This is a genomic window from Vibrio sp., from assembly GCF_984391705.1.
Genome location: NZ_CFHWOM010000050.1, coordinates 1 through 23,764 on the forward strand (window position 1 = coordinate 1; position 23,764 = coordinate 23,764).

21 protein-coding genes, 1 tRNA gene, 1 pseudogene and 1 riboswitch are annotated in these 23,764 nt (G+C 44.2%); of the genes and pseudogenes, 13 read left to right on the forward strand and 10 right to left on the reverse strand.

Going from position 1 to position 23,764, the window contains the following annotated elements; all coding sequences use genetic code 11:
* The 4 genes from rsxC to AC4MRV_RS17780 all read right to left on the reverse strand — a co-directional run.
* The coding region (rsxC, locus tag AC4MRV_RS17765; protein WP_491188651.1) for an electron transport complex subunit RsxC at positions 1 to 2,505 on the reverse strand (2,505 nt) is incomplete at its 3' end.
* An 8-nt stretch (positions 2,506 to 2,513) separates the two neighbouring features.
* Complete coding sequence (gene rsxB, locus AC4MRV_RS17770; RefSeq protein ID WP_491188652.1) at positions 2,514 to 3,095, reverse strand: electron transport complex subunit RsxB; 582 nt, start codon at positions 3,093 to 3,095, stop codon at positions 2,514 to 2,516.
* Positions 3,095 to 3,676: an electron transport complex subunit RsxA gene (rsxA, locus tag AC4MRV_RS17775; protein WP_491188653.1), complete on the reverse strand. Its 582-nt coding sequence runs from the start codon at positions 3,674 to 3,676 to the stop codon at positions 3,095 to 3,097. The genes rsxB and rsxA overlap by 1 nt, the downstream gene beginning before the upstream one ends.
* Positions 3,677 to 3,980: 304 nt before the next feature.
* Positions 3,981 to 4,056 (reverse strand) — tRNA-Asn (locus AC4MRV_RS17780).
* 549 nt (positions 4,057 to 4,605) lie between these two features.
* Between AC4MRV_RS17780 and uvrB the strand changes: the two genes are divergently transcribed.
* From uvrB to luxU, 3 genes are all read left to right on the forward strand, one after another.
* The gene (uvrB, locus tag AC4MRV_RS17785) at positions 4,606 to 6,636 is read left to right on the forward strand and encodes an excinuclease ABC subunit UvrB (RefSeq protein WP_491188654.1); all 2,031 of its coding nucleotides are present in this window, start codon (positions 4,606 to 4,608) and stop codon (positions 6,634 to 6,636) included.
* 274 nt (positions 6,637 to 6,910) lie between these two features.
* Positions 6,911 to 8,305, forward strand: coding sequence for a quorum-sensing sigma-54 dependent transcriptional regulator LuxO (luxO, locus tag AC4MRV_RS17790; protein WP_491188655.1), 1,395 nt, complete (start codon positions 6,911 to 6,913; stop codon positions 8,303 to 8,305).
* Positions 8,306 to 8,307: 2 nt separating this feature from the next.
* Positions 8,308 to 8,652 (forward strand): quorum-sensing phosphorelay protein LuxU, encoded by a 345-nt coding sequence (gene luxU, locus AC4MRV_RS17795; protein ID WP_491188669.1) that lies wholly within the window; start codon positions 8,308 to 8,310, stop codon positions 8,650 to 8,652.
* Here the strand turns inward: luxU and AC4MRV_RS17800 are convergent.
* Positions 8,638 to 9,525, reverse strand: coding sequence for a YvcK family protein (locus tag AC4MRV_RS17800; protein WP_491188656.1), 888 nt, complete (start codon positions 9,523 to 9,525; stop codon positions 8,638 to 8,640). The genes luxU and AC4MRV_RS17800 overlap by 15 nt on opposite strands.
* 179 nt (positions 9,526 to 9,704) lie before the next feature.
* A riboswitch (molybdenum cofactor riboswitch) is annotated at positions 9,705 to 9,846 on the forward strand.
* Between AC4MRV_RS17800 and moaA the strand changes: the two genes are divergently transcribed.
* The 5 genes from moaA to moaE all read left to right on the forward strand — a co-directional run bounded on the left by moaA (position 9,835) and on the right by moaE (position 12,609).
* Positions 9,835 to 10,824, forward strand: a complete 990-nt coding sequence (gene moaA, locus AC4MRV_RS17805; RefSeq protein ID WP_491188657.1) for a GTP 3',8-cyclase MoaA — start codon at positions 9,835 to 9,837, stop codon at positions 10,822 to 10,824. (Overlaps the previous riboswitch by 12 nt.)
* A gap of 79 nt (positions 10,825 to 10,903) precedes the next feature.
* On the forward strand, positions 10,904 to 11,416 hold the full coding sequence (gene moaB, locus AC4MRV_RS17810) for a molybdenum cofactor biosynthesis protein B (RefSeq protein ID WP_491188658.1): 513 nt from the start codon (positions 10,904 to 10,906) through the stop codon (positions 11,414 to 11,416).
* Between the two features lie 11 nt (positions 11,417 to 11,427).
* A complete protein-coding gene (gene moaC, locus AC4MRV_RS17815; protein WP_005473427.1) occupies positions 11,428 to 11,907 on the forward strand; it encodes a cyclic pyranopterin monophosphate synthase MoaC in 480 nt (159 codons plus the stop codon).
* Entirely contained in the window at positions 11,904 to 12,149 is a 246-nt protein-coding gene (moaD, locus tag AC4MRV_RS17820; RefSeq protein ID WP_491188659.1) for a molybdopterin synthase sulfur carrier subunit, read from the forward strand. Before moaC ends, moaD begins: the two co-directional genes overlap by 4 nt.
* Position 12,150: 1 nt before the next feature.
* Complete coding sequence (moaE, locus tag AC4MRV_RS17825; RefSeq protein WP_491188660.1) at positions 12,151 to 12,609, forward strand: molybdopterin synthase catalytic subunit MoaE; 459 nt, start codon at positions 12,151 to 12,153, stop codon at positions 12,607 to 12,609.
* A 51-nt stretch (positions 12,610 to 12,660) separates the two neighbouring features.
* Here the strand turns inward: moaE and AC4MRV_RS17830 are convergent, their stop codons facing one another.
* A complete protein-coding gene (locus tag AC4MRV_RS17830) occupies positions 12,661 to 13,617 on the reverse strand; it encodes a sensor domain-containing diguanylate cyclase (protein ID WP_491188661.1) in 957 nt (318 codons plus the stop codon).
* 85 nt (positions 13,618 to 13,702) lie between these two features.
* Here AC4MRV_RS17830 and nrtS point away from each other — a divergent pair, with 85 nt between their 5' ends.
* The 5 genes from nrtS (at position 13,703) to udp (ending at position 19,373) form a co-directional block, all read left to right on the forward strand.
* Positions 13,703 to 13,906 carry a nitrate/nitrite transporter NrtS gene (gene nrtS, locus AC4MRV_RS17835; RefSeq protein ID WP_491188662.1) on the forward strand — a complete coding sequence of 68 codons (204 nt, stop codon included), beginning with the start codon at positions 13,703 to 13,705 and terminating at the stop codon, positions 13,904 to 13,906.
* A 118-nt stretch (positions 13,907 to 14,024) separates the two neighbouring features.
* Positions 14,025 to 14,441, forward strand: a complete 417-nt coding sequence (locus tag AC4MRV_RS17840; RefSeq protein WP_491188663.1) for a CBS domain-containing protein — start codon at positions 14,025 to 14,027, stop codon at positions 14,439 to 14,441.
* A 73-nt stretch (positions 14,442 to 14,514) separates the two neighbouring features.
* Positions 14,515 to 15,969, forward strand: coding sequence for an MATE family efflux transporter (locus AC4MRV_RS17845; protein WP_491188664.1), 1,455 nt, complete (start codon positions 14,515 to 14,517; stop codon positions 15,967 to 15,969).
* A 68-nt stretch (positions 15,970 to 16,037) separates the two neighbouring features.
* Positions 16,038 to 18,350 carry a zinc/cadmium/mercury/lead-transporting ATPase gene (locus AC4MRV_RS17850; protein WP_491188665.1) on the forward strand — a complete coding sequence of 771 codons (2,313 nt, stop codon included), beginning with the start codon at positions 16,038 to 16,040 and terminating at the stop codon, positions 18,348 to 18,350.
* A 264-nt stretch (positions 18,351 to 18,614) separates the two neighbouring features.
* Complete coding sequence (gene udp, locus AC4MRV_RS17855; RefSeq protein WP_126575671.1) at positions 18,615 to 19,373, forward strand: uridine phosphorylase; 759 nt, start codon at positions 18,615 to 18,617, stop codon at positions 19,371 to 19,373.
* Positions 19,374 to 19,463: 90 nt separating this feature from the next.
* Here udp and AC4MRV_RS17860 read toward each other — a convergent pair whose 3' ends face one another.
* The 4 genes and pseudogenes from AC4MRV_RS17860 to metG form a co-directional block, all read right to left on the reverse strand.
* Positions 19,464 to 19,943, reverse strand: a complete 480-nt coding sequence (locus AC4MRV_RS17860; RefSeq protein ID WP_491188666.1) for a YehS family protein — start codon at positions 19,941 to 19,943, stop codon at positions 19,464 to 19,466.
* 134 nt (positions 19,944 to 20,077) lie between these two features.
* Complete coding sequence (locus AC4MRV_RS17865; RefSeq protein ID WP_491188667.1) at positions 20,078 to 20,890, reverse strand: hypothetical protein; 813 nt, start codon at positions 20,888 to 20,890, stop codon at positions 20,078 to 20,080.
* A 203-nt stretch (positions 20,891 to 21,093) separates the two neighbouring features.
* A pseudogene (locus AC4MRV_RS17870) lies at positions 21,094 to 22,989 on the reverse strand (bifunctional 2',3'-cyclic-nucleotide 2'-phosphodiesterase/3'-nucleotidase); the annotation flags it as partial.
* A gap of 352 nt (positions 22,990 to 23,341) precedes the next feature.
* Positions 23,342 to 23,764: methionine--tRNA ligase subunit beta (metG, locus tag AC4MRV_RS17875; RefSeq protein ID WP_491188668.1), on the reverse strand; the 423-nt coding region annotated here is incomplete at its 5' end.

The following is a 23,764-nucleotide window of genomic DNA, read 5'->3' on the forward strand; positions in this document are numbered from 1 at the left end:
AGTCTCTTCAGTTTGAGAGTTTTCCTCTTGCTGAGCAGCTTTGCGCGCTTTAGCGCGAGCAATGGCAGCAGCGACTGCGGCTTTCTTTGGATCGTCAGATTGCGCCGTTTCTTCGTTAGTCTCTTCAGTTTGAGAGTTTTCCTCTTGCTGAGCAGCTTTGCGCGCTTTAGCGCGAGCAATGGCAGCAGCGACTGCGGCTTTCTTTGGATCGTCAGATTGCGCCGTTTCTTCGTTAGTCTCTTCAGTTTGAGAGTTTTCCTCTTGCTGAGCAGCTTTGCGCGCTTTAGCGCGAGCAATGGCAGCAGCGACTGCGGCTTTCTTTGGATCGTCAGATTGCGCCGTTTCTTCGTTAGTCTCTTCAGTTTGAGAGTTTTCCTCTTGCTGAGCAGCTTTGCGCGCTTTAGCGCGAGCAATGGCAGCAGCGACTGCGGCTTTCTTTGGATCGTCAGATTGCGCCGTTTCTTCGTTAGTCTCTTCAGTTTGAGAGTTTTCCTCTTGCTGAGCAGCTTTGCGCGCTTTAGCGCGAGCAATGGCAGCAGCGACTGCGGCTTTCTTTGGATCGTCAGATTGTGCGGTTTCTTCGGTAGCCTCTTCAACTTGAGGCTTTTCCTCTTGCTGAGCGGCTTTGCGCGCTTTAGCGCGAGCAATAGCTTCGGCGACAGCAGCTTTTTTATCGCTTTGTGGGGCATCTGCTGTAGATTGTTCAGCCTTACGAGCTTTGGCTCTAGCGATGGCAGCAGCTACAGCATCTTTTTTCTCTGAGCTGTCAGTACTGCTTGGCTGTTCAGAGTCTTGAGCCTTGAGCGCTTTACGTTCACGAGCTTGACGTTTTCTCTCTTCACGTAATTTCGTCATTTCAGAGTTGTCTGGCTCGGTTTGTCCTGCTTTTTGAGCGGCAGCTTGTTTCGCTTTCGCTTTAGCAATTGCTGCGGCAACGGCTGGCTTAACTTCATTTTCAGTCGGTTTAGATTCTGACTTTTGTGCTTTCACGCGAGCGATAGCTGCTGCGATTGCATCATCACCGCCAGTTTGTTTCATCTCTTTACGACGGTCATCGGCTGCTTTCTTAAAGCGGTTCTCTCGTTCTGCTTTGTCGCGTTCCATACGCGCTTTTTTCTCTTCAAAGCGGATTTTGGCGCGCTCAGCGGCTTCTGATTCTTCTTTACGAGTACGAATCTCTGCTTTGGCTTGTCGATAGTATTGAACTAGTGGGATTTCACTTGGGCAGACAAATGCACAAGCGCCACATTCAATACAATCCTTGAGGTTAAGTTCTTCACATTTGTCGAACTCTTCGGCTTTTGCGTGCCACTGCAACTGCTGTGGTAGTAGAGAGGCTGGGCATACTTCAGCACATTGACCGCAACGAATACAGGCCATTTCGTATTGATTTGGTGAGATCTCTTTACGAGTCGGCGCAAGAATACAGTTGGCTGTTTTGGTGATAGGTACATTCGCATGGGGTAAGGTAAAGCCCATCATAGGGCCGCCCATGATTAGTCGAGGCAGTCTCTTATCGGCTTTGTAACCAAACTCATCCAGTAGTGCCTGAACTGGTGTGCCAATTAACGCCCATACATTACGTGGTTGCTTAAACGTATCTCCTGTTAATGTAACGATACGCTCTACCAACGGCTCACCATCACAAACGGCACGTTTTATCGCCTGTAGTGAGCCGACGTTCTGTACCATCAAGCCAATATCCGCAGGGATGCTGTTCACCGGGACTTCTTTATTGGTCAGGATCTTAATTAACTGCTTTTCACCACCAGACGGGTACTTGGTTGGAATCACTCGAATGATGATGTCTTTGTTTTGAGCCGCTTTTTCTAATGCGGTTACCGCTTGCGGTTTATTGTCTTCGATACCAATGATGGTCAGTTTAGGTTTTAGAATATGTTCAACAATTTCTATCCCCTTAACGACTTCGTCGGCATGCTCTTGCATCAACATATCATCAGCGGTGATGTAAGGTTCACATTCGGCTGCATTGACGATCAAAATCTCAGTGCGCGCTAAACCAGATTGAATTTTTTTCGCTGTAGGGAAACCAGCACCGCCCATGCCTGAGATGCCCGCTTGACGAATGATTTCAATCAGATCATCAGGAGAGAGTTGGCTAAAGTCTTGATTGTGGTTGCGTTCAATCCAGCGGTCTTCGCCATCTGGTTCGATCACAATACACATTTCAGCGAGACCTGAAGGGTGAGCCGTAGTGCGATTTTCGATAGCCACTACAGTACCAGAAGTTGGTGCATGGACCGGCAGCATAAAGCTGGTGTCGTACTTACTGAGCGCTTCGCCTTTCAATACTTTGTCACCGACACTCACGGTAATTGTGCCCGGCTTACCTATATGCTGTTTTACTGGTAGCACGATCTCTTGCGGAATGCTCGCACGTGAAATCGCGGATTTGATGGATTGCTGTTTGTTTTCTGGTGGGTGAATACCGCCAGGAAAATCCCAGAGAGCGCCAGATTTGATTTGTTCGATTAATGACAACATACCAGTCCTTAATTCACACTTTTCTGCTCTGTGGCAGAATCGGTAATATCAACAACAGGAATGGCGTCCAGTTGCCACTTCCAGTTCGCTGTAGTGGTTTCTACAGGAATCATTTCAATACAATCTGTAGGACAGGGTGCAACACACAGGTCACAACCAGTACATTCATCTTTGATAACGGTGTGTAGCGCCTTTGTTCCGCCGACAATGGCATCGACCGGACAAGCTTGGATGCACTTTGTACAACCAATACACATGTCTTCATGAATAAAGGCAACGGTTTTTACATCATCAAGATCGTGAGCTGACTCTGTCGCTTCTACACCCATTAGGTCGGCAAGCTTTTCGATAGTCGCTTGACCGCCTGGAGGGCATTTGTTGATCGCGTCTCCATTAGCTATCGCCTCAGCGTAGGGACGGCAGCCTGGGTAACCGCACTGACCACATTGAGTTTGTGGCAAGATGGTATCGATTTGATCGACGATAGGATCCGCTTCGACTTTAAAGCGGATTGAGGCAAAACCAAGAATGGCGCCAAACACAGCAGCTAATGCTGCAACGGCGAGTACCGCAATTAAGATTGAGCTCATTACAGTTTCACCAATCCAGTAAAGCCCATAAATGCAAGCGACATTAGGCCCGCAGTGATCATGGCAATCGAAGCCCCTTTAAACGGAGCGGGTACGTCTGCGGCAGTAATTCGCTCACGCATCGAGGCGAAAAGAATCAGCACTAGAGAGAAGCCAACTGCAGCACCAAAACCGTAGATGATTGATTGAATGAAATTGTGGTTTTCATTGATATTTAGCAATGCCACACCTAATACGGCACAGTTGGTCGTGATTAGGGGCAAGAAAATACCTAGCAGTCGATATAGGGTTGGGCTGGTTTTGTGTACCACCATTTCAGTGAACTGCACCACAACCGCTATCACCAAAATGAAACTCATGGTTCTTAGGTATTGCAACCCAAGTGGCTCTAAAATATAGCTTTCGACAAGATACGCGCACACTGACGCTAAGGTCAAAACGAACGTAGTCGCTAACCCCATTCCGATTGCTGTTTCCAGTTTTTTTGAGACGCCCATAAAAGGACATAAGCCCAAAAACTTCACCAGTACAAAGTTGTTAACTAGGACAGTGCCCACTAACAACAAAAGATATTCGGTCATAGTTATTTATTTAGGAAATTCCGATCCCGATATTATCCTGCTTTGCCCGCCTAATAACAACCAAGGAAAGATAAGGTTTTACACTGTTGAGTAAATTTTATACGCAGATTTGAAAGTATGATTGTTTGATTATTCAAATTGTTGGGAAAAATGTTTCAACCAGTGGTGAGTTATACGTCGGAATTAGAGAAGAATGCGGGAGACTTGCAGGGATGGGGAGAAAAATGAGTATTGGATATGATAGAGCAATAAAATGTTTAGACAACAAAAAAGCCGTATCTTGCGATACGGCTTTTTCTGAATTTGGCTCCTCCTGCTGGGCTCGAACCAGCGACCTGCGGATTAACAGTCCGTCGCTCTACCAACTGAGCTAAGGAGGAATTGCTTTAAGCGGGGCGAATCTTATCTATCCGCTTGAAATGTGTCAATATAAAAATCCACGTCAATGGCGTTTTTTTGTTTATCAAAAAGCTTTACTTTCTCGAAGCCCTTGTATGGTAAAGGCTGCATTTACTTATCCACCAAAATTGTGGATAAGTATGTTAATTAAACTTGAGCAATTAATAAACAGACAAAAGATAGAGTTTCTGGTCTAAAAATAATCAATAAAGATCTTTTTATAAGCCGCTGTATAATAAAGCGTCAGAGTGTTTTTTGACCATAGGAAGCAAATTTCGGATCAATGAGATCGTTTTTGCGATCACGTGCAAATTACAAAATTTGTGAATAAGCTGTTAGCTATATGATGGGGATTTTGAGAGTAGATCTCTAGTAGGGCGGAAGATAGTAACAGGATTGAATTTGAGGATCTAGCGATCGATGAGCAAAATTTCTAAAACAGGGATATATTTTTTGTTTAACTATTGTTTCTGTATATTTATACAGTCACAATGACTGGTCGCTGATTAACAAAAATTAATGAGGAGCCTATGAGCAAAGTTTTCGATTTGGTATCCGAGTACCAGCCATCTGGTGACCAGCCAACTGCGATTAACCAGTTAATGGAGGGACTTGACTCTGGTCTAGCGCATCAAACTTTACTTGGTGTTACAGGATCCGGTAAAACATTTACTTTAGCGAACGTGATTGCTCAGGCGCAGAGACCGGCAATCTTATTGGCTCCGAATAAAACACTAGCCGCTCAGCTTTATGGAGAGATGAAATCATTCTTTCCCAATAATGCGGTTGAGTATTTCGTTTCTTACTACGATTACTACCAGCCTGAAGCCTATGTACCGACAACAGATACCTTTATTGAAAAGGACGCGTCGGTCAATGCGCATATTGAACAAATGCGATTATCAGCGACGAAAGCTCTACTAGAGCGGAAAGATGCCATTATTGTTGCATCGGTTTCGGCTATCTACGGTCTGGGTGATCCTGAGTCCTATCTACAGATGATGTTACACGTACGCCGTGGTGACGTGATGGATCAGCGAGATATTTTACGTCGTTTAGCGGAACTTCAATACAGCCGTAACGATGTCGCATTTGAGCGTGGCCAGTTTCGAGTGCGTGGCGAAGTCATTGACATTTTCCCTGCTGAATCTGATCAAGATGCGGTTCGTATTGAAATGTTTGATGATGAGATTGATTGCATCAGTGTATTTGATCCGCTAACTGGCGTCGTTAAGCAGAGAGATTTACCCCGTTTTACGATTTACCCTAAGACTCACTATGTTACTCCTCGTGAACGTATTTTGGATGCGATAGAAAACATTAAGGTCGAGTTAGAGAGCCGTAAAAAGTACCTTCTTGATAACAACAAGTTACTTGAGGAGCAGCGGATTTCTCAGCGGACTCAGTTTGATATCGAGATGATGAGCGAGCTAGGGTTTTGTTCTGGCATCGAAAACTATTCTCGTTATTTAAGCGGCCGTAAAGAGGGTGAGCCGCCTCCGACTTTATTTGACTATTTGCCACATGATGGATTGTTGATTATCGACGAATCCCATGTGACGGTCCCCCAGATTGGCGCAATGTATAAAGGCGACCGATCGCGCAAGGAAACCTTAGTAGAGTTTGGTTTCCGTCTTCCGTCTGCTTTGGATAATCGTCCAATGAAGTTTGAAGAGTTTGAATCAATTGCGCCGCAGACTATTTTTGTGTCAGCAACGCCTGGTAACTACGAGTTAGAGAAATCCGATAACGAAATAGCCGATCAAGTTGTTCGACCAACTGGATTGCTTGACCCTGAATTGGAAGTTCGCCCGGTAGCCACTCAAGTAGACGATCTACTTTCTGAAATTCGTATTCGTGCTCAGAAAGACGAACGCGTGTTGGTCACAACATTAACGAAGCGAATGGCAGAAGATTTGACGGAATATCTGACTGAACATGATGTGAAAGTTCGTTATTTACACTCTGATATCGATACGGTGGAGCGTGTTGAAATCATTCGCGATTTACGTTTGGGTGAGTTTGACGTTTTAGTGGGTATTAACTTGCTTCGTGAGGGCTTAGATATGCCAGAAGTCTCCTTGGTAGCCATCTTGGATGCGGATAAAGAAGGTTTCTTACGCTCTGAACGCTCATTGATTCAGACAATTGGTCGTGCTGCGCGTAATGTCAGTGGTAAAGCGATCCTGTATGCTGACTCAATTACCAAGTCGATGAAAAAAGCGATGGATGAAACCAATCGCCGTCGTGAGAAGCAGCAAGAATACAATGCCAAAATGGGCATTGAACCTCAGGCGCTGAAACGTAATGTGAAAGACATTATGGAGCTTGGTGATATTACTAAGAGTAAGAAACAGCGTGTAAGTAAGACGGTTCCGCTGTCTAAGGTTGCAGAGCCATCGCAAAGTTATGATGTGATGACGCCTCAACAGCTAGAGAAAGAGATAAGCAAACTTGAAGCTCAGATGTATCAGCATGCGCAAGACTTGGAGTTTGAACTTGCCGCAGAAAAGCGTGATCAAATTGACAAACTACGTCAGAAGTTTATTGCCAACAGTTGATACCAAATCTATAACAAAGGTGTTTAGATAAAAAAATAGCCAATAGATATCAGTTCTATTGGCTGTAATTTGTGAATACTAAGTTCACTAACAACGTCAGTTGGCTAGGTGACCCATGAGGGTCAATTTACTTTTAGCATATACCATGCCAATATTTGGGGTCATAAATGTCCCAAATCTTCACGAATTTAGCTAAATTAGCCTTCTTTGTTTGCAAAATGCAAAGCGCAATGCAATCATTTATACAAATTGCAATGCAATAATTGGCTAGAGTATGCAAGACAACACACATAATCAAAATGCAAAGTATTTGCTGATGGTGGAGGATACCGCTTCCGTTGCGGCGCTTTACCGTTCCTACCTAACTCCGTTATGTATCGATATCAATATTGTTGGCACCGGTCGCGATGCCATAGAAAGTCTTAACTTTCGAACTCCCGATCTGATCCTTCTTGATTTACGCCTACCTGATATGACAGGAATGGATGTACTTTACGCTGTTAAAAAGAAAAACCCCGATGTCCCCGTCGTCTTTATGACCGCTCACGGCTCGATTGACACAGCCGTAGAAGCAATGCGTCATGGTGCGCAAGATTTCTTGATTAAGCCATGTGAAGCCGATCGATTACGTGTCACGGTAAACAATGCACTACGTAAAGCAAGTAAGCTCAAAAACGAGGGAGACTACCCAGGAAATCAAGGCTATCAGGGCTTTATCGGTAGTAGTCAAACGATGCAGGCCGTCTATCGAACCATTGACTCTGCGGCTTCGAGTAAAGCGAGTATCTTTATTACGGGTGAGAGTGGTACGGGTAAAGAAGTATGTGCTGAAGCCATTCATGCCACCAGCAAGCGCGGTGACAAACCTTTTATCGCTATTAACTGTGCTGCAATCCCTAAAGACCTTATCGAGAGTGAGTTGTTTGGTCATGTAAAAGGGGCGTTTACTGGTGCTGCGACAGATCGTCAAGGTGCAGCAGAGCTAGCGGATGGCGGGACTTTGTTTCTCGATGAACTTTGTGAAATGGATCTAGACTTGCAAACCAAATTACTGCGCTTTATCCAGACGGGTACTTTTCAAAAGGTAGGTTCGTCTAAAATGAAAAGCGTAGATGTGAGATTTGTTTGTGCAACAAACCGCGATCCTTGGAAAGAGGTCGAAGAGGGACGCTTCCGTGAAGATTTGTATTATCGTTTGTATGTTATCCCTCTCCATCTACCGCCATTGAGAGAGAGGGGTGACGACATTATCGAAATTGCATATTCACTTTTAGGCTTTATGTCGAAAGAAGAAGGAAAAGACTTTATTCGTTTGTCGCCACAAGTGGTGGACCGTTTTGCCAGTTATGAATGGCCCGGTAATGTCCGTCAACTTCAAAACGTGCTTCGTAATGTCGTGGTATTGAATAATGGTAAGGAAATTGATCTTTCCATGCTGCCTCCTCCCTTAAACAAGCCGACAGAAAATCAGATTAGAGTTGATTTACCGTTAGTGGATGAGTTTTCTGTACAAGACATCTTTCCGCTGTGGCTAACAGAAAAGAGAGCGATTGAGCAGGCGATTAAAGCCTGTGATGGCAATATCCCTAAAGCGGCTGGTTATTTAGATGTTAGCCCATCGACTATTTACCGTAAGTTACAATCGTGGAACTTGAAGGAAACCCAATAACTATCATGGACGTACTAAATCAAGACAAAATAGATCAATTAGCGAGTGAAATTGGCGCTGATAATGTGCCAATTCTGCTGGATATATTCCTAGGTGAATTGGCTCAATACCAAGATAAGCTGATAAATGACGGTAGCTTAGATGTATCGACCTACCTCAAAGAAATAAGCCACGCTTTGAAAAGTAGCGCTGCGAGTTTTGGTGCTGAAGTACTTTGCGCTTATGCCATAGAATTAGACTCTATGGCAAAAGCAGGTCAAGTATTTGAGCCTACGGAGAGCAAAGATAAAATGATATCGCTATTGCGAGAGACAGAGCAACGCTATCAGCAACTAGTCTCCCAGTAAGGATTCGATAGCGTCATGAAGCTTGTCACGATCGTGGCGCCAATCACGGTTAGGAGATGCGAGTTGTGTTGTAACACAATTCCACTCTTCTAACTCCGGATGTACTTCTTCTCCCAACACAACGTCTATTCTTCTGCCCTGACACGCGCGCTCGCACCATTCCAGTTTTTCTTTCAACGTCATCTTTCCCGCAGGTCCAAATTCTGGAGACAAGTTCTCAACAAAAATCAGTTGTGCTTTCTTATTGTTGGAAATAGCGCGGCCAACTTCTGGTAATAACAAAGGTGGCATGATGCTGGTGAGAAAACTACCTGGCCCCAATATGATGGCATCCGCTTGCTCAAGAGCGAGTACGCCTTCCTTGGTCGCTGGTACTTCTGGCTCTAAGTCTAAGCGTACTAGCTTTTCAGGCATTTCATCCACGCTGGTTTCGCCCGTCACCCAGCGACCTTCGGTTGAAAGTGCTTTTAGATCAGAAGGGTGTTCAGACATCGGAATAATATTTAGATCTACTTTGAGCATATTGCGAATCAAGTTAATCGCGTCGAGAGGTCGGACAGATAGGTTATCTAATGCTGTTAACATTAGGTTTCCGAGGTTATGCCCGTCTAACTCACCAGAACCTTTAAAACGGTATTCGAACATCATTGAACTGATTGAAGGCTCAGTGATCAACTGATTAATACAGTTTCGGGTGTCTCCCCAAGCAATGCCTCCCTGGCAGCTACGAATCCGGCCAGTGGAGCCTCCGTTATCTGTCGTTGCGACAATACCAGTCGCGTTTTCTCCAAAGTCTTTTAATGCCGCCAGCATACGCCCTAAGCCATGGCCTCCACCAACGGCAACTACTTTTTTGTTTGAGTACAGAGTCATTAATTACGTCTTATTCTTTTATAACCAACTACAATTTAGAATATTGCATTAATAGACGATACTCAATACGAGGTATTTTGAGTTAGGTGCACGTTTTTTTGACCTTTAGGGTAGAAACACGCACAATTATTAAGTATTTTACTCAACAGCTACTGGTGGTGCGCATATAAAAGCATAGCCAGTTGCCATAACTCCGAGCTCAACAAGCTAAGTTTACAAACAGGTGAATAAGCGTGTTGAGCCAGTGGCAAGTTGTCACAAGGGCAAGATTGGAAATGATTTTGCCTCCCGTGTTTGGAAAGGTGTTCCGTGGCGCAACAATTCGAAGATAAATTTCATCGCAAGTTTTATTACTTGCGTCTTTCCGTTACTGACGTTTGTAACTTTAAGTGTACATATTGCTTACCTGATGGCTATCAGCCTTCTGGGCAGAAAAACTCGTCTTTTTTATCCTTGCCTGAAATCAAACGCGTGGTTCGGGCGTTTGCCGATTGTGGTACCTCAAAGGTACGTATCACTGGCGGAGAGCCAAGTCTGCGTAAAGATTTCAACGACATCATTCATGCTGTCGCTGAGACTCCTGGGATTTCTAAAGTCGCGACAACCACTAATGGCTACCGGATGGAAAAGAACGTAGCTGATTGGAAACAAGCTGGCTTGACGCACATAAATGTCAGCGTTGATAGCTTGGACCCGCGCATGTTTTACCAAATTACCGGTGAGAATAAGTTTACTGAGGTGATGTCGGGAATCGATCGCGCTTTTGAAGTGGGCTATGAGCAAGTGAAAGTCAATGTTGTGTTGATGAAAGACCTTAATGCTAATGAGTTACCTGCTTTTCTAAATTGGATAAAACATCGCCCAATTCAGCTACGTTTCATTGAATTGATGCAAACGGGAGAAATGGACGAACTGTTCCAAAAACATCATGTATCGGGTGTCGCGATTCGTAATCAGTTGATCGCTAACGGTTGGCTGCTGAAAGTGCGTGCCAAGAATGATGGCCCGGCACAAGTGTTTGTTCACCCGGACTATCAAGGTGAGATCGGCCTGATCATGCCTTACGAAAAAGACTTTTGTGAGAGTTGTAATCGACTGCGCGTTTCTGCTAAAGGAAAGCTGCACCTGTGTCTATTTGGTGATCACGGGGTGGATTTACGCGACCTTCTTCAAGAGGACTCACAAGAAGATTCGCTAATCCAGCGTATTCAAGAACAGTTACAAACTAAATCAGTCAGTCACTTCCTGCACGATGGAAACTCCGGTATGACGCCTCACTTGGCTTCTATCGGGGGATAATCACTGACAAAACTAAACTATCTTTGGCTAAGTAACAGCTTGGCGAAATCAGAACAAATTGACTATAGGTAGGTGGACAATGGGTCACGCAGAAAGCAAATTTCAACCAGCAAACATCGCAGTATTAACCGTTTCTGACACTCGTACTGAAGAAAACGATACTTCTGGTGGTTACTTGGTAGAAAACGCGAAAGAAGCGGGTCACAACGTTGTGGACAAGCAGATCGTTATTGACGATATGTACAAGATTCGCGCAATTGTATCTCAGTGGATTGCTGACGAAAATGTTCAAGCAGTTATGATCACTGGCGGTACTGGCTTTACTTCACGTGACAGCACTCCTGAAGCGCTAAAGCCATTGTTTGATAAAGAAGTTGAAGGCTTTGGTGAGTTGTTCCGTCAAGTGTCTTACGAAGAGATTGGTACTTCAACCATTCAATCTCGCGCGATTGCAGGTTTTGCAAATCACACTGTGATTTTTGCAATGCCGGGTTCAACAGGTGCTTGTCGTACCGGTTGGACAAAGATCATCAAGCAGCAACTCGATGCCAGCCATCGTCCATGTAACTTCATGCCTCACCTGTCAGTATAAGTGAGGACAGCATGAGCGAATTTACTCACATTAATGCATCCGGTGAAGCCAATATGGTTGACGTGTCTGCGAAAGCAGAGACGGTCCGCGAGGCGCGCGCAGAAGCTTTTGTTCATATGGCACCAGAAACCTTACAGTTGATTGTGTCTGGCTCTCACCACAAAGGTGATGTGTTTGCTACCGCGCGTATTGCTGGTATTCAAGCAGCGAAAAAAACCTGGGATTTGATTCCGCTTTGTCATCCGCTACTGCTTTCTAAAGTTGAAGTTCAACTTGAAGCGATAGAAGCAGAAAACATGGTTCGTATTGAATCAGTGTGCAAGCTTGCAGGTAAAACAGGTGTAGAGATGGAAGCGTTAACCGCAGCATCGGTTGCAGCGCTCACAATCTACGACATGTGTAAAGCCGTGCAAAAAGATATGGTTATTGGCCAAGTCCGATTGCTAGAAAAAACGGGCGGGAAATCTGGACACTTCAAGGTGGATGCATGATTAAAGTACTGTTTTTTGCACAAACACGTGAATTGGTTGGTCTAGACGAGCTAGAAGTCGAAAGCCAATTTGACACAGTAGAAGCATTGCGAGCTCACCTTTGCCAAAAAGAAGGTAAGTGGGACCTAGCTTTAGAGCCTGGTAAGCTACTTGCCGCTGTCAACCAGTCAATTGTGCCGCTAGAGCACGCGTTAGTTGATGGTGATGAAGTCGCTTTCTTCCCGCCAGTGACAGGTGGCTAAGATGGATAAGCGTATTTCTGTTCAACGAGATGACTTTTCTGTGGGCACCGAGTACGACCGATTAGCTCAAGGCACTGCCGCTGGCGCTGTCGTGACTTTTGTCGGTAAAGTGCGTGATATGAATCTTGGCGATAATGTTACTGGTCTTTCTCTTGAACACTACCCTGGGATGACGGAAAAGGCGCTAGGTGAGATTTGCGACCAGGCAGAAAAACGTTGGCCCCTGCTGGATATTCGCGTCATTCACCGTGTCGGTGATTTGGATATTGGCGATCAAATTGTATTTGTAGGTGTCTCTAGTGCACACCGTGGTGCAGCGTTTGAAGCGTGTGAGTTCGTTATGGACTATCTGAAGACTAAAGCACCGTTCTGGAAGAAAGAACGTACAACAGAAGCGACACGCTGGGTTGAGTCTCGTGATTCCGATGCTAAGGCAGCGGAGCGCTGGGCTGAAAAATAACCCGAAGACAAGGTGACTAAGCCCTTCCTGAGTGAAGGGCTTTTTGATCGTTTAAACTAGTTGATGAATGGTACCACGCTGCTGATTTTTAGCATGGAAGAGTGCTTTATCGGCTAAAGAGACAATTCTTTCAGCATCCATATTACTTTCGATTGCTTCATTAAACTTTAAACCTATTGTGATGGTTATATGTTTGGCGACTGTTGAAGCGTTGTGTGGGATATCAAGGTTTAAAATGGATTGCCTAAGCGATTCTGCTCTTTCCAGTGATTCAGTACGGCTAATACCTGATATGTAGGCTAAAAACTCATCTCCCCCATATCTAAAACAGAGATCGCTCGAATGAGCCCATTGCTTGATGGCTCTTCCTATTTCTTTTAAAGCTCTGTCTCCCCTGAGATGACCATAATAATCGTTGTACTGCTTAAAACAGTCGATATCTATCATAAGTATGGCGGAGTTAGTGTTGCGTAGGCGAGTCAGTTCTATGGCATCGGGCAGCAATTCATCTAAGGCATACCGGTTATAAAGCTGCGTTAAGTGGTCCATATAGGTGAGCTTTTCGAGCTCCAATTGCTGGCGGGCAAGTTTATCAAGCGCACGTTTATATTCTGTGATATTTCGGACTGTCCAAAGTACCAACTCAGTATTTGGTATAGGAATTACCAATGCGCTGAAGTGTTGAATTTCTGTTGGCCCCTCAATATCTTTGAAGCAAGATAAGTCTTTTGGATCGAGAGAGTATTCAAGCTCTGAGGGTTTTTGACTCTCGACCACATCGACGATCACTTGGCTAAACCATACCGCTTTATCAGCAGGAAGAACCTGATATTGATTGAGGCCAATTAATGCGGATGGGTTATGGTGTCGTTTAACGTCACGCCCGCCCCAAGCTTCTACATAAGTACCAGATTTATTGATGAGGAAAGTGGGCTCAGGTAGGGACTCAAATAACGAGTTCATCGCATCTGGAGTGGTTGCAAGTGTTGCAGAAAATGTAGAAGTCATTCAAATACACCCTTACCAGTTACGTTATGACTACCTATAGTTTAGACAGTTTATCGTATCTTGGTGTCGAACAGAGGTTGTAATTATGAGAATAAATACGGTCAAGCGGGCAATCATTATCGCCTTAATCGTTGGTACTATTTTGAATCTCATCAATCAATGGGATGCAATTCTTTATGATACACAAATCAACTGGCTAAAATTGTGCCTGACTTATTGTGTTCCATTTATCGTTTCCCTTGTCAGCAGTTGGCTCGCATTGCGTGATTGCGGTGAGAAAAACCTGTAATGAAAAAGTTGATAGGCACCATCAATTGTAAAAATTGGTGATTTCCATTTAGTAAAATCAAGAAATTAGACAACAATTACAATATCAGCTGCGTGGCTTGCACACTAAGGAGACATAAATGGAATCATTAAAAGTAAAAGATTATATGACACTGCAAGCGGTAACGTTTAGCCCAGAAATGTCATTGAGTGCCGCTTTAGAAAAGGTTTTGGACTCACGTTATCTTGGTGGACCAGTGGTCAATGAGCGTAAAGAAGTGATCGGCTTTCTATCTGGGCAGGACTTACTCGATAAACTCATTAAAGTATCGTATTACTGCCAAGATACACACATTGTGTCTGACTGTATGCACTCCGAAGTGCTTTCAGTCACTTCAGATACTTCGATAATTGAATTAGCTGAAATGATGAAGGTGGGCAAACCCAAAGTTTACCCAGTGATTGATGCGGGTAAACTTGTTGGCATCATTACTCGCAGAGATGTTTTACGAGCTATTGGTAAAAATATTGATGACTGCTTCAAACATCCGGTTTAGGATGTTGTTACAAAGTGTTAATTAAGAGGGGTGCCATGCGCACCTCTTTTTGTATTGTAAGTTAGGAAAATCAATGACAGATCAAAGCGCTAAATTTGTCGAAGGCTCAACAATGCGTCACATACTAGTGATGTCGGGCGCTGGTTCAGTAGGGTTAATGGCTTTATTCGTCGTTGACTTACTGGATATGCTATTTATCAGTATGCTTGGTCAAGTGGAACTGGCTGCTGCTGTCGGTTTTGCTGGAACCTTGGTTTTCTTCTCCACTTCTATTTCCATCGGTACATCCATTGCGATGGGCGCAATGGTATCAAAAGCGATCGGTGCCAAGCAGCGCGATCACGCTCGTATGCTCGCAACAAGTATTATGGCAACGGCGTTCATCATAAGCTGTATCGTAAGCATCATAATGTTTATTTCGATACCTGACTTGGTGGCGGCGATTGGAGCAAAAGGGTACGTTGCCGAGAGAGCGGAAGCGTATCTGCGTATCATCATTCCAAGTGGCCCTGTGATCGCTATTGCTATGTCTGCTGGTGCGGGACTTAGAGCCGCTGGTGACGCAAAACGATCAATGTGGGCGACATTATCTGGTGGCATTGTTAATGCTGTATTGGATCCTCTGTTCATATTCGGATTTGGTTGGAATGTCGAAGGTGCAGCCCTTGCTTCAGTGTTCGCTCGGTTCACAGTGTTGTTTTTCTCACTTTACCCACTCATTCGAGTACATCAACTCGTCGCTCCGTTATTATTCAGTGGCTGGAAGAGCAACCTAAAAGCGATTTTGACAATTGCTGTTCCTGCGATCATTACCAACATTGCTACTCCAATTGGAAATGCAATTGTCACAACCTCGATTGCCCAATATGGTGAAGATTTTGTAGCCGGTTTTGCTGTGATTGGCCGCTTAACTCCTGTCTGTTTTGCAGTCATTTTTGCTCTTTCAGGTGCTGTCGGTCCGATAATAGGACAAAACTTTGGAGCAGAACGGTTTGATAGAGTTAAAGAAACGCTCAACAACTCTTTACTGGTCACGACGATTTATACTCTTTCTGTCTGCTTGATTCTCTACCTTGTTCAAGGTTTGATTATTCAAAGTTTCAGCTTGCAAGGTGATGCGGCAATCATCGTATCGGCATTTTGTACCTATGTTGCGCTAAGTTTTATCTTTAATGGTGCTCAGTTTGTCGCGAATACCTCATTTAATAATTTAGGTAAGCCGCTTTACTCAACGGCACTCAATCTGGGTAAAGCGACCCTAGGAACATTGCCATTTGTGTACTTAGGCTCACAGTGGTTTGGAGCATTGGGAGTTCTGTATGGGCAAGCTTTGGGATCTGTGGTGTTTGGAGTCATTGCCATTGTTGTTTTGAAAAAGCACATTTCCGATTTAACGAAAGGGGTTGCTGCAGAAGAGCTCCAAGATGATCCGTCAATTACCAGTGTGAATAGTCAGCCATTCTGTAGCCATGATGCGGTTTTGATTGAAGAGGTAGCCGCTGGCGCGGAAAATCAGCCGAAAAAGTAAAATAGTGTTTGACCTTGGAGTTGGCTCCAAGGTTTATGATTAAGGTGTACGTCAAATGGAGAAATACTATGTGCACCAAACATCAAGCTTGCCGATCCGATAAGGTCGCGATAAACCCATCCAGTGAAGGCTCTTGCTCGAGCCCTAAAATCACCAGTATTCAAATGGCTGGCGTAGAGACGACTGACTCTGGTTGCTGTAGTTCGAATAGCTGCAGTAGCGGGGGAGACCCGACTGACGAAGAAAGTGAGTCCGGTGCCTCAATAGAGGCTACATATACTCACAGCTGGAAAGTCAACGGGATGGACTGCCCATCTTGTGCGCGAAAAATTGAAACCGCAGTCAGTAAAATTATTGGCGTTGTTGATGCAAAAGTCCTATTCGCAACCGAGAAATTGGTGGTGAAAACCAATCATCAAGATGTTGCCCTTGAGATTGAGCGTGCCATTCTAGAAACAGGTTTTTCTTTCTCAAACTCAGCGGATGCCAAGTCAACGGCAGAGCAGCAAAAGGGCTTATCAAAATTCTTCAAAGATAATGGCCAAATTCTCGCTATTGCTTCTGCGATGCTGTTTGCCGCATTGATCAAGCCAAGTTTACCGCAAGTGAGTGAGTGGCTATTTATATTCACTTGTTTAGCGGGACTTTACCCAATTGCTAAAAAAGCCATTTCTCTTGCTAAATCTGGGACGCCTTTCGCTATTGAAACACTAATGAGTGTTGCAGCTATAGGTGCATTGTATCTGGGTGAAACGGTCGAAGCAGCTATGGTGCTATTGCTGTTTTTGATTGGTGAGCGCCTAGAGGCATTTGCTGCTTCGAGAGCAAGAAGCGGTGTTCAGTCTCTAATGGAATTGGTACCGGAAAACGCAATTCAGATTATTGACGGTCAACGAGTTGAAGTCTCGGCAAGTGAACTTCAACCCGGTGATATCATCGAGGTTTCCCCCGGTGCTCGTTTACCTGCTGACGGCAAGTTAATGGGTGAAGTGGCTAGCTTTGATGAGAGTGCTTTAACAGGGGAATCGATTCCCGTCGAGCGCTTTGAGGGCGAATCGGTCATGGCAGGCGCTGTCGTTGTCGATAGAGTTGTGCGCTTCGTTATTACCTCAAAACAGGGAGAAAATGCGATTGATCGTATTCTTCATCTCATTGAAGAAGCGGAGTCTCGCAAAGCTCCACTGGAACGATTTCTCGACAAGTTTAGTCGTTGGTACACTCCGTTGATGATGTTGGTATCACTATTTGTGATTATTACGCCACCGTTGTTATTTGCTCAGCCTTGGGAGACATGGGTATACCGCGGGCTCGCATTGCTGCTGATCGCTTGTCCTTGCGCTTTGGTCATCTCTACTCCTGCCGCTATCACCTCGGGTTTAGCAGCGGCTGCTCGCAGAGGGGCTCTAATTAAAGGTGGTGCTGCGTTAGAGCAACTAGGCAAGGTGGAAACCGTTGCCTTTGATAAAACAGGTACTTTAACCAAAGGCAAGCCAGAAGTTACGGATATTGTGCCTCTTAATGGTTGGGAACAAAGCCAGCTGCTTGAAAAAGTGTCAGCCATCGAAGTGGGCTCAAGCCATCCTCTAGCCGTTTCCGTCGTGCGCAAAGCTGAGTCTTTAGGTATTAAAATTGCTGAAGCTAAAGATAAGCAAGCGCTGGTGGGAAGTGGAGTACAGGGCTCTATTGATGGCACACTTTATCAAGTGATCGCCCCGAGTAAACTGACAATTCAGTTAGATACTGAGCTAGAAAACCAAATTGGCTTGCTTGAAGGTCAAGGAAAGACAGTTGTTGTCGCTCTAGCTGAGCATACGCAAGTCATTGGACTCATAGCCTGGCAAGACACGTTGCGCGAAGATTCAGAACAGGCAGTAAAAGCGCTGAAGGCCTTAGGCATCAATTCAATTATGTTGACTGGCGATAACCCAAGAAGTGCTTTAGCGATAAGCTCTATGATAGGAATTGACTATAAAGCGAGTTTGCTTCCGCAAGATAAAGTTAACTACGTTGAACAACTATCTTCTGGTGCCAATGTTGCAATGGTAGGTGATGGTATTAATGATGCGCCAGCCATGAAGGCGGCGAGTATCGGTATCGCTATGGGAGGGGGGACTGACGTCGCGTTAGAAACGGCAGACGCGGCAATCACTCACAACCGCCTAGTTGAGCTTGCAGGGATGATTGAGTTATCGCGAGCAACCTTGAATAACATTCGTCAAAACGTTGCGTTGGCTCTTGGGTTGAAAGGTGTGTTCCTAGTCACGAGTCTTTTAGGGATTACAGGTTTGTGGGTTGCAGTGCTTGCTGACAGTGGCGCGACTGCTATTGTTACGTTAAATGCACTTAGACTGCTGAGATTTAAATCAAGCCAAGAATCCTGATTCTCTAAAGTTACTCTCTTAACCAATAACCCTTACATTTGATGTAAGGGTTATTTTTTATGCAACTAAAAAGCTGTATTTGCTAAAAAGTGTGATCCCAACCGATTTTACGTGCAATGTAATATTATGTTACCTGTGTAGTTGTGATGTTAATCACTCTTTAGTCTGTGAGAGTTGGTTAGAGTATTCCTGTACCCGATGAATTTATAGAGTGAAACAATTGTTCAAATAGAGAACTAATTTCACCGCAATAAGGAGCCCCCTATGTCTCAAGCTGTATTCCACCTTGGTGTAACTCAAGAAGATCTTGCTGGTGCAACTCTGGCTATCATTCCAGGTGACCCAGCACGTGTACAAAAAATTGCTGAAGAAATGGAAAACCCAGTATTTCTAGCAAGTCACCGTGAATACACACTTTACCGTGCAGAGCTTGATGGCAAGCCTGTTGTTGTTTGTTCTACAGGTATCGGTGGCCCATCAACATCTATCGCAGTTGAGGAACTAGCTCAGCTTGGTGTTCGTACTTTCCTACGCGTTGGTACTACTGGTGCGATTCAACCACATGTAAACGTGGGCGATATGATTGTATCAACGGGCTCTGTTCGTCTAGATGGCGCGAGCTTACACTTTGCTCCAATGGAATTCCCAGCAGTGGCAGATTTTGAAGTTGCTACAGCAATGAAAGCTGCGGTTGAAGAGTCTGGCGCTACGGTACACATGGGTGTTACTGCTTCAAGTGATACCTTCTACCCAGGTCAAGAGCGTTACGATACTTTCTCTGGCCGCGTTGTTAAGCGTTTCCAAGGTTCTATGCAAGAATGGCAAGACATGGGCGTACTGAACTTTGAAATGGAATCTGCAACACTACTGACTATGTGTGCAAGTTCTGGTCTTAAGGCAGGCTGTGTAGCAGGTGTTATCATCAACCGTACGCAGAAAGAGATCCCAGATCACTCAACGCTAAAAGAGACAGAAGCGCGCTCAATCAAAGTAGTGGTAGAAGCTGCACGTAAAATGCTTTAAAGGTAGAGCGCTAGTAAGCGCTATCTGATATAAAAACCTCAATCATGGCTGGCCAGATTGAGGTTTTTTGTATTCGAATAAAAGAGCTCGTTATGCCACAAACTCTTCTGAATCAGGACGATTGGTAAATTGCACGCCGTTTAAGAAATCGCAAAGCAGTTGATCCTCACACGCTTTGTAATTCTTGTTGTTTGGTTTGCGGAAGTACGCACCAATTTCGTACTTGCTTAGACTCACGCCCATCAACTCCAGCACATCTAATACATCTTCTGCTTTCATGTTTAGAGCAATACGCAGCTTCATGAAAATCATATTATTGGTGAGTTTCTGTTCTAGTTTAGGTTGTTCACCCTCTTTCTTTCCACGCTTCAAATTAATAAAGCCATTCAGAAAAAGAGCGAGCTCTTTGTCTTTCATCTTGGTCACTGACTTATCTGAATCAGCTTTAAGCCAATCATTAACTTGGTTGGGTGCAACGGTGAAATCTGCTTGTTCAAACGCCTTAATAATTTGGCTATTTTTCAGATTTAGTGAGTGCTGGATACGACGCAAAATTTCATTGTTAGTCACAGGGAGTGCTCTTTTTTGGAGGGTCAGTTGGACCGGACATTATAGCGGGCGACTTTAGCAAATATGGACCTTTGGGGATAGAAATAAAAACGAGCACTGCAAATTCAGAAGTGCTCGAAATCATCGTAACTCGCTTAAGCAAGCGCAATTTTAGGTAGTGGTTGATATAAGCTCTCGGTCATGTCGGAAAGCATTTGATCATAGACTTGTGAAATAACCAAAGAGATATCAGTCGTTAGTTGGTATAAGTCATCGTTGCTCGCCACTATTTCATGGCTCACATTAATTTCTGTCAGCTGATGCATGGCTTTAGAGCTTATGGGTGATGATACCGACAAAGGGCTAACCAACGAAAGCTGATTCAATTTGCGTCGCGCTTTATCACAGTAATACATGATACGAGTTTCGCCTTCTGGGCAATGACGATCTTGAATCGAGATGCGCAGCTGGGTTAGCACCTCCATACTGTCGAGTACCTGCTGCCAATTCATGTGGTACTCATCGCTTACATCTTCTCGCCCTGCCTCGATTAGCCAGGCGATGGCAATTTCATCCATCAAGAACATACAGTGGCGGATGGTTTTTCCATGGACTACTCGGTTTCTCGCGATACTGCGCTGATCCCACTCTTTATGGAGTGCTTTTAGCTTGAGCTGCAAAATTCGATACATAGGGCGATTATCGAACGGTGCGATTGAAACCAAATTATCCGAACATCGAATCAACTCTTCATAGAGTGCATTGATTTTTTTTAAATGTTGACCGTTCACCGAGTCACTGAGAGCGCGATGAGTCAATTGACGGTGTGCTCGACAAAGCCCAAGTAGCTGTCTAAGTAAAACGAGAGTTTCAAATTTACGCAGTAAGATCGTTTGGCGCTTTTTTGAATAGTGAAATAGTGCTGCCAAAATCGCGCATGAGAAAATGAGTGAAATTAAAACAAACATAGCCAACTCCTTTCGTGCCTGTTACCTCTAAAGGAGTAAAGCGATTAATGTGCCAAATTTTTGGCTAGGAAAATCAATTGGTTGCGTGGGTGGGATGTTTTTGTGATAGCAATTGGTGCACGCCATGCACAGACTTGTCGCATAGAGTTTTTAGAAATAATAAATAGGAGCACTAAATACGCTCCTATTTACGGTTAGTGAGTTTATTTTGTAGAAGAAAGATCAATGCTATAGATCGCGAAGCCTATGCCATCATTGCCTTGATATTCCATCGGATATATCGCTTTGCTTTTGATGAATGTGCTTGCTTTATCGCTTGGTGCCGTCTCAAATCGAATATCTAGCTTGGTCTCACTGAGAATCGGTGAAAACCTCCAGTTGTTGTCGGCTGTGGGAACAAACTGACCCTTTTGCTGGCTGACTCTTGATAGGTAGTTTGCGAGTATCGTGCGATTTTTATCTGGTGAAGCAAAAGCAACAAACTCTTCTCCGGTTCCAGCAAACTTACCACCGTATGCTCGGAAGTTATTGGATGCGATAAGGAATTGTGCATCCATATCAATGGGTTTTCCTGCATAAGTCAGTGCTTTTACACGTTCAGTATTAGGGTTGTTCAGTTTACAGTTACCATCATATTTAGCAGGCTGTGTTATGTCTATTTGGTAGTTAACCCCATCGATGACGTCGAAGTTATAGGTGCGAAAATTATCCCAGTTCAATAGGGCTTGAGTTTGGGATGACGTGACATCGATCAGATTAAACATACCCGCAGAGCATTCAAGCCATTCTTTAACTTGTCGTCCGGTCACTTTGAGAGCAACCAGCGTATTGGAATAAAGGTATAAATCCGCTGCGTTTCTTGATGACAGTTGTCCGGATTCGACTTCCGTAAAGTTGGTAGGGTCGTTTTTACGTCCACCAGCCTTGAATGGAGCTGCCGCTGACAAAACGGGAATGCCATCTAAATTAGGGTCGCCTTGAATATAGCGTTCAACATAGTCTTTTTGAGCCATGTTGACGATTTGGACGGTAGGATCATCTTGAACAACGGCTAAAAAGCTGTACATTACATCACTTGCAGAGCCAATGGGTTGATTAACAAAAGCTCTAGCTTTTTCATGGTCATCAATGACTAGTTTCGTCATCTCTTGATCGGCGTCAGCTAATGATTTCTTCTGTTTTTTGCTATATATCGGTAGTGCGTGACTGCTACCGCTGGCGACTTTCCAAGCCCCATTCTGTTTATCGAGCACTAAATCCATAATTCCGACATGACTTCCCCAGCGTCCGGGCATAACCGCCGTCACTCCGTTGATAGTACCGTTTTTATTGTCGACTCCAGGTATATTGTCGAACCCTTTGCCTGGGAATACAGCATGTGAATGCCCGAAAGCAATGGCATCAATATCTTCTATTTGCGACAGGTAGTAAGTAGAGTTTTCTGCCATCAATTTATAAGGGTCGGTAGATAGCCCTGAGTGCGGAATAGCAATGATAATATCAGCCCCTTCTGCCTTCATCTTAGGTACGAGCTGTTTTGCACTTTCGACTATGTCTTTAGCAATGACTTTGCCTTCTAGGTTTTTTTTGTCCCATGTCATGATTTGTGGCGGGACGAAGCCAATATAGCCAATTTTTACTTGATGCGATTTCCCGTCAGTATCTTTAAAACTATAGTCCTTGATTAAATAGGGGGTAAAAAAATGCTGCTCTGTTTTTGCGTCATAAACGTTGGCTGAAATATAAGGGAAATTAGCGTCATTTAAGCTCTCTTTCAAAAACTCCAAGCCAAAGTTAAACTCGTGATTTCCTATATTTGCAACGTCATAGTTTAAGTTGTTCATTGCTTTGTAAACGGGATGAGTCTCACCTGGCTTAATACCTTTGGCTGCCATGTAATCACCTAGCGGACTTCCTTGGATCAGATCACCATTGTCGACCAAAATACTGTTTACAGCTTTCTCTCTTTGTTGCTTTATGATTGTTGCAGAACGCACTAACCCTATTTTTAGCGAAGGTTTATCTTTGTAGTAATCGAAGTCCATTATATTGCTATGAATATCTGTAGTTTCGATGACTCTTAGTTCAATGGTTTGTGCAGAAGCGATGCTTGGATAGGAACAGCTTAAAACTAGTGGTAGCAGCAAGGCGAAATGTGGGGATTTTTTCATTTCTATTCAAACTCCATATGTGTGATTTTCAGTTGTAATTATTTTGCCTGTTACAATTGTGTTTCATTCACTAGCTGAATAATGGGAGTTTGGTCGAGTAGTTGTAAGTTGCTGGTTGCTTAATTTTCAAACCATTAATTAGTGATAACGTTTGCGTATGTTATTTTTCAGACAGTTGGCGGCTGAAATTTCATCAATAGAAAAATATTAAAAGTGTGAACCAAAACATGCAAAAAAAAGCCCCGCCAATGTGGCAGGGCTTTTAGATGATTGGTTGTGATTACATTACACGCATACCAGGCTGAGCGCCTTCGTGTGGCTCAAGAATCCATAGGTCGCTGCCACCAGGGCCAGCGGCTAGGATCATGCCTTCAGACATACCAAACTTCATCTTACGAGGTTTTAGGTTAGCAACCATTACAGTTAGCTTGCCTTCTAGCTCTTCAGGTTTGTAAGCAGACTTGATGCCTGAGAATACTTGACGAGTTTCACCGCCGATATCCAGTTGGAACTTAAGCAGTTTGTTTGCTTTTGGCACTTCTTCACAAGAGATAATACGCGCGATACGCATATCTACTGCAGCGAAAGCGTCAAACTCAATCTCATCTGCGATTGGATCTTTGTCTAGCTCTGTTTGGCTTGCTTTGTTCTTTTCAGCTTCTGCTTTCTCTTTTGCTGCAACTTCTGCTGCTGCATCTTCTTT